This is a genomic window from Micromonospora sp. NPDC003776 (genome assembly GCF_053605645.1).
Map to the genome: position 1 here is coordinate 1 of NZ_JBSGJR010000283.1, position 8,602 is coordinate 8,602.

Here is an 8,602-nt window from a genome sequence, read left to right on the forward strand (position 1 = left end):
CAGGCCGCCGACGTGGCCGCCCAGCACTGGAACAACTGACACCCACAGAAACACCCCGCTGGCCGCCACCCCGAACACGGGGTGCCGGCCAGCGGCGTCTCAGCGGATGACCTTGAAGTTGAAGGTGGCGGTGCCGAGGCGGCCGTAGAGCCGCAGCCAGACCGGCAGCAGCATCTCCGTGCCGCGGGCGGTGGTGATGTCGCCGAGGTCGATCACGTCGGTGTGGCCGAAGCTGGCCAGCAGATCGGTGACGTCAGGGTGAGCGGCGCCGGCGCGTCGGCCAGCAGTCCTGCCAGCCGGGCCCGCCGCTGCGCCAGCGGCAGATCCAGCAGCACCTGCCCACCGGCGTCGGCGAGCAGGTCGAACAGCACGTAGTGGGCCGGGTGCTCGCGCACCACGCGCGACAGCGCCCGGCCGGCGGTGACCCGTCGCTGCAGCAGGGCGAAGTTGGTCCGGCCCCGGTCCCAGACGATCAGCTCACCGTCGAGGACCAACCCGGGCGCGAGCGCGGCGCGGATCGCCCGGGTGATGTCCGGGAAGTAGGTGGTCAGATTCCGTCCCGCCCGTGACTGCAGGTAGACCCCGTCCGGGTCGCGGAACGCGATCACCCGCCACCCGTCCCACTTCGGCTCGTGCACCAGGCCCGGCCCCTCGGGCACCGCGTCGACCGGTGCCGCGAGCATCGGCGCCACCGGGCGGCGCAGCACCGGCGGCGTCGACGCGGCACGCGGACGGGCGGGGGCCACCCCCTCCCCCGCGTACGCCGGCCCGGAACACGTCTCATCACCCGCCCCCCACGCCATCCTGAGCAGGAAGCGGGCCACGGCGGGCGGAGATCCGCGACAACGAATCGGCCGCGCCACCCGTATCCTCCTCGGGTGGGACTGCGGTTCACCACGCGCGCGTCCGACTCCGCCTGGATCGACACCGTGTGGACCTGTACCAGCGAGCACGTCACGGAGATGACGTCGGTCGCGACGGCGTGCTGGGGTCTGGTGTTCTGGCAGCGGGAGGGCAGGGCGTACGCGGCCGTCTCCGGGCCCGGGACCAGGACCGGCACCGCGCCGGTGCCGGAGGGCGCGAGCTTCGTCGGCATCGAGTTCGCGGTGGGCACGTCGCTCCGGGCCGTACCCGCGCCGGCCCTGGTCGACGGGGGTGCCGAACTCCCGGACGCCACGCGCCGGAGCTTCCGGCTGGCCGGTGTCCGCTGGGAGACCCCCGGCCCCGACGACGCCGAGGCCCTGGTCGACCGGCTCGTCCACGACGGAGCGGTGATCCGTGACCCGCTGGTCGCCGAGATCCGCCGCGGCCGTCGTCCCGCGGTGTCGACCCGTACGGTCGAGCGCCGGTTCCGGGCGGCGACCGGTCTGACGCAGGGCGCCGTACGGCAGATCGAACGTGCACGCCACGCGGCGGCGCTCCTGGCCGCCGGCGTCCCGGCCGCCGAGGTGATCTCCGGGTTGTCGTACTTCGACGAGCCGCACCTGGCCCGCGCGCTGCACCGATACGTCGGCCGTACGGCCCGGCAACTGCGCGCGGGCGCCGGTGGTGCCCTCGGCCTGGATCTGGATCAGCCGACCACGTCGTAGATGAGTTTGACGATGCCATTCGGGTAGGCGGCGGAATCCCGGAGACGCAGCGCCTGCTTGTCCCGGTCGGCCTGGCTGAACAGGCCCTTCCCGGCTCCGAGCAGCACGGGGAAGACGAGCAGGTGGTACCGGTCGATCAGGTCCGCGTCCGACAGGCTGCGGGCCAGCTGCGCGCTGCCGTGGACGAAGATCGCCCCGCCCGCGCTCTGCTTCAGCTCGGCCACGTCGTCGACCGAGCGCAGGATGGTCGTCCGGCCCCATCCGTCGACCAGGGTGTCCTCGGGCAGCGTGGTCGAGACGACGTACTTGGGCAGTTCCTTGTAGGCGGCGTGGTCGTCCGAGTCGCGCCAGGTGGGCGCGAACGCCTGGTAGCTGCGGCGGCCGAACATCAGCGCCGTGGTGTCCGCGAGCTCCTCCGCCTTCAGCGAGAAGGCATCGGGTACGAACTCGATGTCCTTGACCGCCCATCCGCCGCTGCGGTGGTCCTCGCCCGGCCCACCACCCGGGGAGTCCACCACGCCGTCGAGCGACATGAACGCCGTATAGACCAGGTCACGCATGTGGAGTTCTCCTCAAGGCCAGCGGGGCGCGAAGCGCCGGGTCCGATGCCGCGGTGGGGCGGCACGGCCATGCTAGGAAGCGGTGGCGGCGGCCGTCTTGTACGGAAACGACACCGCTGACGCCGCCGGCCCCGCCTGCCGCGATCAGGACGCGCGCAGCTCAGCGAGGATCGTCCTGCTCCTCCCCCGGCTCAGCCGCCCCGGAGCCAACCACGACGGTCGAAACGGGAGTACCGAGTTCGACCGTACGGGAGACGGTGCACAGCCGGTCGTGCGACTGCTGCAGCGACCGGGGCAACGCCTCGCGCGCCCGGTCACCGTCCCCGCCGGCCGGGAAGGTCACCGTGAACTCGACCTTGAGGTTCCGCATGCGGTTCCCGCCGGCCTCGTCCCGGACCTTGTCGCCGGAGACCTCGACGGAGAAGCGGGTCGGCTCGGCACGCCGGCTGGTGATGAGGTCGACGTCCACGGCCGTGCAACCGCCGATGGCCGCGAGAAGCAGTTCCACCGGGGTGAAGCTCCCGTCATCGCCGGTGCCGATCGACATCGACCCGCCACGGGCGTTCCGCACGACGTACTTGCCGACGCTGGTGCGCTCGATGTTCACCGAGCGGAAGGTGTCCTCACTCATGACCTGGACGCTACCGGGGCCTGCCGGCCCGCTGGCACCCGCCGGTTGAGGCTTCGCCTCGGCTACCTGGTCACCCGGGTCAGTGCCCTCGTACGTGGAACTCGTTGCCGTCGGGATCGGCCAGCACGACGACGCCGTCCGCACCGCTGTCGTGCCGGATGGCGCCGAGGGCGACGAGTCGGTCGACCTCCGCCTGCTGGTCACCGGCCGGGGTGAGTTCGAGGCGCTGCGGGTTCCGTACCGCTTTGGGGGCCACGGGCGGGCCGCCCCACGCCACCTTCGTCCCGCCGTGCGGGGACTGGATCGCGGTCTCCTGGTCCTGGTCCCACACCAGGGGCCAGCCCAGCGCCTGACTCCAGAAGAGGCCGACCTCCCGGGTGCCGTCGCAGGCGAGCTCCCCGAGCACGCCGCACCCGGCGAGGAAGGAATTGCCCGCCTCGATCACGCAGAACTCGTTGCCCTCCGGATCGGCCAGGACGACGTGTCCCTCCTCGGGGCGCTGCCCGACGTCGAGGTGGCCGCCGCCGAGTTCCAGCGCCGTCGCGACCGTGTGCTGCTGGTCGTCCGGGCTGGTGCTGGTCAGGTGCAGGTGCATCCGGCGGTGGGGCCCCACGTCCGCCGCGCCGCTCCGGACGAACCGGAGGCTGACCTGGGTCTCCCCGCCCGGCAGGAGCGCGGAATCGCCGTCCTCGACGACTTCCCGGCCCAGCATGCCGGCCCAGAACCGGGCCAGGCGAGCGGGATCGTGCGCGTCGAAAGCCACCGCCAGCCGTCGAGAGATCATCGCCCCACCGTAGATATCGGCCCACGAGACAACAAGGCGTTATCTCGATGGCGGGTCCTCGGTCAGGCTGCCGGGGTCCTACCGGGACCTTGTGGGAGGAGAGCGGATCGCATAGCGTCCCGATGTATCGGACTGATATATCGCCGTACGGCGATTTCGGTCGTCCACCTGACCGGGGAGGTGCGATGAGGTCGATCGACTACGACATCGAGCAGTACCAGGACTACGCGCGCGGCCGCGCGCTCAACGAGCAGCAACTGCAGGTGTGGATCAGCGCCTTCGAAGCGGTGCTGCCCGAGCGGCGCCCGTTGGCGGGGCTGGACGTCGGATCTGGGACCGGCAGGTTCAGCCCGGCACTGGCAGAGACCTTCGGGCCGGTCACCGGTGTCGAGCCGTCGACCCGCATGCGGGAGGTCGCGCAGTCGCAGTCCCCGCATCCCGGCGTGCGGTACGTGGCCGGCAGCGCCGAGGACATGCCGGTGCCATCCGACAGCGCCGACTACGCCCTCATGTTCCTGTCCTGGCACCACGTCCAGGACAAGCCCCGGGCAGTCCGGGAACTGGCCCGGGTGCTCAGGCCCGGTGGGCGGCTGCTTCTGCGCGCCAATTTCCGCGACCACCATCCCCGCCCCTGGTGGCTGGCGCACTTTCCCCGTGGTTACGAGGCGGACGGCGCGCTGTTCCAGCCGCTGCACGAGGTCATCGCCATGTTCACATCGGCCGGCTGGCGCGTGGTCAACTTCGGCACGGTCACCGAACCGTCCCCGGGCAGCTACGCGGACATGCTCGACCGGCTACGCCTGCGCACCCTGTCGTTCTTCGCGCAGCTCAGTCCGGACGAACTGGAGGAGGGCTTCCGCCGGCTGGAGCAGGCCGTCGCCGCGAACCCGGACGCACCAGCGCCCGTGTTCGCCGAGCCGCTGCTCACCCTCGAACTCTGCTGAGCGTTCTGCTTCGCCAGTCTCGTCGAGGAGCAGGACGCCGCAGCATCAACAAGACTCAACGGCGAGAAGCGGCGACCGGGCCGGGCCGCCCGCGGCCACCGCACAGCACCGGGTCCACCCCGTCCCGGGCCGGTCCGACGGGCCGGTCCGGGACGGGCGGTGGGCGAAACTAACGCAGGGTCCACCGCTGGTTGGCCGCGGCGGTGCAGGTCCACAGGATGACGGTGGTGCCGTTGCCGGTGGCGGCGCCGTTGACGTCGAGGCAGAGCCCGGACTGCTGGGCCCGGATCGTGCCGTCGGAGTTGCGGGTCCAGCGCTGGTTGGCGCCACCGTTGCAGTCCCAGATCTCCGCCTTCGTGCCGGGGCTGGCGTTCAGCGGCGCGTCCAGGCACTTGCCGAGGGCCTGGAGAGTGTCTCCGTCGACGGTCCAGCGCTGGTTGGCGCCGCCGTTGCAGTCCCAGATGACCGGCTGGGTGCCGTTGGTGGTGTTGCTCTGGGGGACGTCCAGGCACCGACCGGAGGCGGCGCTGACCAGTGTGCCGCTGGTGGTCGGGGTGGGGTGGTCGTCCCGCCACCGGCGACCCGGTAGACGACTGTGCCGTGCGCGGGGACGCTGGCGGAGATCGTGCCGCTGGTCGTGCTGGTGGCGTTGGTCGCGGCGTCGAGCAGGGTGAAGCTCGTGCCGCTCTTGCCGACGGCCGCGGCGGTGGTCGAGATCGTCGTGGTGGCGCCGCCCTGGTTCAACAGGGCGACCGCGACGTCCCCATTGGCCAGCTTCTTGGCCAGCACTCGGCGGGTGCCGTCGAAGGAGACTTGGCTGGCCTGCAGGCCGAGACCGTCCTGGTTGATCGCGATCAAGTTGCGGTTGGTCAGGATGCCCTGGGTGGCCGAGGTCATGCTCCGGACGTCGTTGCCGGCGATCAGCGGTGCGGCGAGCACGGCCCACATCGCGAAGTGGCTGCGCATCTCCGTGTCGGTCATGCCGCCCCGGCCGACCTCCATCATGTCCGGGTCGTTGAACGCGCCCGGGCGCGCGTAGCCGGCGAGGGGCACGGTGACGTTGATGATGTTCTGGATGCCCATCGGGTAGCCGTTGGTCTGGCCGGTGTCCCAGGCGTTGGTGATGTCCTCGGTGGTGCGCCACATGTTGGCCACGTCGCCCCAGTCGCGCTGCGGGCCGGTCTTGGCGTGGATGCTGTTGGGGTTGATGCTGTAGACGATGGGCCGGCCGGTCGCCGCGAGCGCGTCGCGCATCCTGGCGAAGGTGGCGACCTGCTGGTCGATGGTGCCGTTCGGGGAGCACCAGTCGTACTTGAGGAAGTCCACGCCCCAGGCGGCGAACTGCCGGGCGTCCTGGGCCTCGTGCCCCTGGCTGCCGGTGGCGCCCGGATAGGAGCCGAAGTACTGCGCGCAGGTCCGATCCGCCGGTACCTGGTAGAGGCCGAACTTCAGGCCCTTGCTGTGCAGGTAGTCCCCGAGCGCCTTCATGCCGCTGGGGAACCGGCCGGGGTCGCCCTGGAGGTTGCCGGCGGAGTCCCGGTTCGGGTTGAACCAGCAGTCGTCGACGACGACGTACTGGTAGCCGGCGTCTCGCATCCCACTGCTCACGATGGCGTCGGCGGACTGCCGGATCAGCGACTCGTTGATGTTGCAGCCGAACGAGTTCCAACTGTTCCAGCCCATCGCCGGGGTGCGGGCCACCCTGTTCTCCAGGGCCAGGGCGGTGGCGGGACGCAGCCCGATCAGGGCACCGGCCAGCAGCAGGCCGGCGGCGGCGCCGGCGGCCCACCGGCGGGCCGAGGCGAGATGTCTCATGGTTCTCCTTCCCGCGGGCGGCGTACGCCGTCGCAGGTCATGGTCCGGCCGGCGGGAGGCGGCGGGACAGGGGTGGTGGATCCGTGCGGTCGGCCCGTCGCGGCCCGGCGCGGGCACGCCGCGCCGCACCGGGTCAGGCGGTTGCCGTCAGGCGAGGGTGCAGGCGGCGCCGTTGAGGGTGAACGAGCCGGGCCTGGCGGTGTTGCCGGTATGGGTGGCCTGGAAGCCGATGCTCAGGGCGGCGTGGCGAGGTTGCCCGGTGGTGGACGTACGTCGTAGCCCTCGTTGCCAAGCGTGACCTGATGGCGCTCGGCGCCCGTCAGGGAACGCGCCCGATGCGGCCCGGCACCGGACGAGGTCCCGGCTGGTACGCCGGGGCGTTGCCCTTCGCTCCCACCCGCGAACGTATCCTGTGAGCGCTAACATCGCAATCGGTAGATGCTTGCCGGTCCTGCGATCACCTCGCTGACGACCACCCGGCGGCGACCCTCCACGTGGGACCGTCCACCCTTGAGGCTGTTATCGATAACATGCTATGTTCGGCGCTCAGGAGCCGAGGGCATCTCCCGTTCGGGTTCACCGGCCGTCGAAGGGCACCGGGCACATCCGGGTCGACGTGTCGTGACAGGTCCCGGACGTGCGCCGGTCCCCCGCCGTCCCATCCTCCGCACCCGCGGGACATCCGGCAGCCACAGTGAGCCGCACCCTTCGCGCGGTACCCGTCAGTGCTCTGCCTCCTTCGCCGTCCGGGCCGGCACCCCCACCCTCACCGGAAGGACCCTTGATGCCCATCACGTGGAAAATCAGGGCGGCTACGCTCGCGGCCACGGCGGGCCTGGTCGCCGCCGCCGCGGCCGTGACCCTGCCCGCCGAGGCGACGGCTGCCGGTTGCGCGGTCACCTACCAGGTCTCCTCGCAGTGGCAGGACGGCTTCGGCGCCAGCGTCACCGTCACCAATCTGGGCGACCCGGTCAACGGCTGGACGCTCACCTGGTCCTACGCCGCCGGCCAGCAGGTCACCCAGTACTGGAACGCCACCATCACCCAGAGCGGCGGCCAGGTGCGGGCCTCGAACGTCAGTTACAACGCGAGCATCCCGACCAACGCCGGCGTGTCGTTCGGGTTCAACGGCTCCTGGACCGGCAGCAACCCCGCGCCGACCAGCTTCGCGCTCAACGGCACCACCTGCACGGGCGGCACGAACACCCCGCCGCCCAGCTCGCCCCCGCCCAGCTCACCCCCGCCGAGTTCGCCCCCGCCGACCGGCAGCCTGCCGAGCAGCTTCCGGTGGAGCTCCAGCGGCGCGCTGATCGGCCCGAAGAACGACGGCCGCGGCATCGCCGGGATCAAGGACCCGTCGGTCGTGTACTACAACGGCAAGTACCACGTCTTCGCCAGCACCGCGCGCTCGGCCGGCTACAACCTGGTCTACACCAGCTTCACGGACTGGTCGCAGGCCGGCTCGGCGCCGTTCACCTATCTCGACCAGACCCCGATCGGTGCCGGCTACCGCGCTGCCCCGCAGGTGTTCTACTTCGCGCCGCAGAAGCTGTGGTACCTGGTCTACCAGACCGGCAACGCGTCCTACTCCACCAACCCGGACATCAGCAACCCGGCCGGGTGGAGCGCGCCGAAGAACTTCTACAGCGGCATGCCGCAGATCATCCAGGACAACATCGGCAGCGGCTACTGGGTGGACATGTGGGTCATCTGCGACAGCGCCAACTGCTACCTGTTCTCCTCCGACGACAACGGGCACCTCTATCGGTCGCAGACCACCCTCGCGAACTTCCCCAACGGCATGACCAACACGGTCATCGCGATGCAGGACAGCAACCGCAACCGGCTGTTCGAGGCCTCCAACGTCTACCGCGTCGGCAACCAGTACCTCCTGCTCGTCGAGGCGATCGGCAGCGACGGCCGCCGCTACTTCCGATCCTGGACCGCCCCGGCCGTCACCGGACCGTGGACCGCCCTCGCCGACACCGAGAGCAACCCGTTCGTCCGGGCCAACAACGTCACCTTCCCCAGCGGCGCCTGGACCCGCGACATCAGCCACGGCGAGATGATCCGCAGCGGCTACGACCAGACCCTCACCGTCAGCCCCTGCAACCTGCGCTACCTCTACCAGGGCATGGACCCCAACGCCGGCGGCGACTACAACAGTCTGCCCTGGCGGCTCGGCCTGCTCACCCAGACCAACTCGACCTGCTGACCCCCACCACCGTCCCGGCGTGCGGCCGGGGGGGCCCCCCCCGCCCGGGCCCCCCCCCGCGAGG

The 8,602-nt window shown here is 71.1% G+C and carries 7 protein-coding genes and 1 pseudogene; 3 read left to right on the top strand and 5 right to left on the bottom strand.

Annotated elements, in window-relative coordinates; genetic code table 11:
* Window positions 1-212: 212 nt before the first annotated feature.
* Window positions 213-746 (bottom strand): ATP-dependent DNA ligase, encoded by a 534-nt coding sequence (locus ACWEVO_RS21695; protein ID WP_452309351.1) that lies wholly within the window; start codon window positions 744-746, stop codon window positions 213-215.
* 132 nt (window positions 747-878) lie between these two features.
* Between ACWEVO_RS21695 and ACWEVO_RS21700 the strand changes: the two genes are divergently transcribed.
* Complete coding sequence (locus ACWEVO_RS21700; RefSeq protein ID WP_452309352.1) at window positions 879-1,589, top strand: helix-turn-helix domain-containing protein; 711 nt, start codon at window positions 879-881, stop codon at window positions 1,587-1,589.
* Here ACWEVO_RS21700 and ACWEVO_RS21705 read toward each other — a convergent pair.
* From ACWEVO_RS21705 to ACWEVO_RS21715, 3 genes are all read right to left on the bottom strand, one after another.
* Window positions 1,571-2,149, bottom strand: coding sequence for a dihydrofolate reductase family protein (locus tag ACWEVO_RS21705; RefSeq protein ID WP_452309353.1), 579 nt, complete (start codon window positions 2,147-2,149; stop codon window positions 1,571-1,573). The two genes, ACWEVO_RS21700 and ACWEVO_RS21705, sit on opposite strands and share 19 nt — an antisense overlap.
* Before the next feature lie 160 nt (window positions 2,150-2,309).
* Complete coding sequence (locus ACWEVO_RS21710; protein WP_452309354.1) at window positions 2,310-2,780, bottom strand: OsmC family protein; 471 nt, start codon at window positions 2,778-2,780, stop codon at window positions 2,310-2,312.
* Between the two features lie 79 nt (window positions 2,781-2,859).
* The gene (locus ACWEVO_RS21715) at window positions 2,860-3,564 is read right to left on the bottom strand and encodes a VOC family protein (protein WP_452309355.1); all 705 of its coding nucleotides are present in this window, start codon (window positions 3,562-3,564) and stop codon (window positions 2,860-2,862) included.
* Window positions 3,565-3,749: 185 nt separating this feature from the next.
* Here ACWEVO_RS21715 and ACWEVO_RS21720 point away from each other — a divergent pair, with 185 nt between their 5' ends.
* Window positions 3,750-4,508 (top strand): class I SAM-dependent methyltransferase, encoded by a 759-nt coding sequence (locus tag ACWEVO_RS21720; protein WP_452309356.1) that lies wholly within the window; start codon window positions 3,750-3,752, stop codon window positions 4,506-4,508.
* A gap of 169 nt (window positions 4,509-4,677) precedes the next feature.
* Here ACWEVO_RS21720 and ACWEVO_RS21725 read toward each other — a convergent pair.
* Window positions 4,678-6,323: pseudogene (locus ACWEVO_RS21725) on the bottom strand (glycoside hydrolase family 27 protein).
* Between the two features lie 784 nt (window positions 6,324-7,107).
* On the opposite strand from ACWEVO_RS21725, the gene ACWEVO_RS21730 reads away from it, so the two are divergent.
* Window positions 7,108-8,538 (top strand): non-reducing end alpha-L-arabinofuranosidase family hydrolase, encoded by a 1,431-nt coding sequence (locus ACWEVO_RS21730; protein WP_452309357.1) that lies wholly within the window; start codon window positions 7,108-7,110, stop codon window positions 8,536-8,538.
* Window positions 8,539-8,602: the final 64 nt, after the last annotated feature.

What these genes read in the sequence shown, in the direction of transcription:
- ACWEVO_RS21730 (WP_452309357.1), top strand. Translation starts at nt 7,108, where the DNA reads ATGCCCATCACGTGGAAAATCAGGGCGGCTACGCTCGCGGCCACGGCG.
- ACWEVO_RS21710 (WP_452309354.1), bottom strand. Translation starts at nt 2,780, where the DNA reads ATGAGTGAGGACACCTTCCGCTCGGTGAACATCGAGCGCACCAGCGTC.
- ACWEVO_RS21705 (WP_452309353.1), bottom strand. Translation starts at nt 2,149, where the DNA reads ATGCGTGACCTGGTCTATACGGCGTTCATGTCGCTCGACGGCGTGGTG.
- ACWEVO_RS21715 (WP_452309355.1), bottom strand. Translation starts at nt 3,564, where the DNA reads ATGATCTCTCGACGGCTGGCGGTGGCTTTCGACGCGCACGATCCCGCT.
- ACWEVO_RS21720 (WP_452309356.1), top strand. Translation starts at nt 3,750, where the DNA reads ATGAGGTCGATCGACTACGACATCGAGCAGTACCAGGACTACGCGCGC.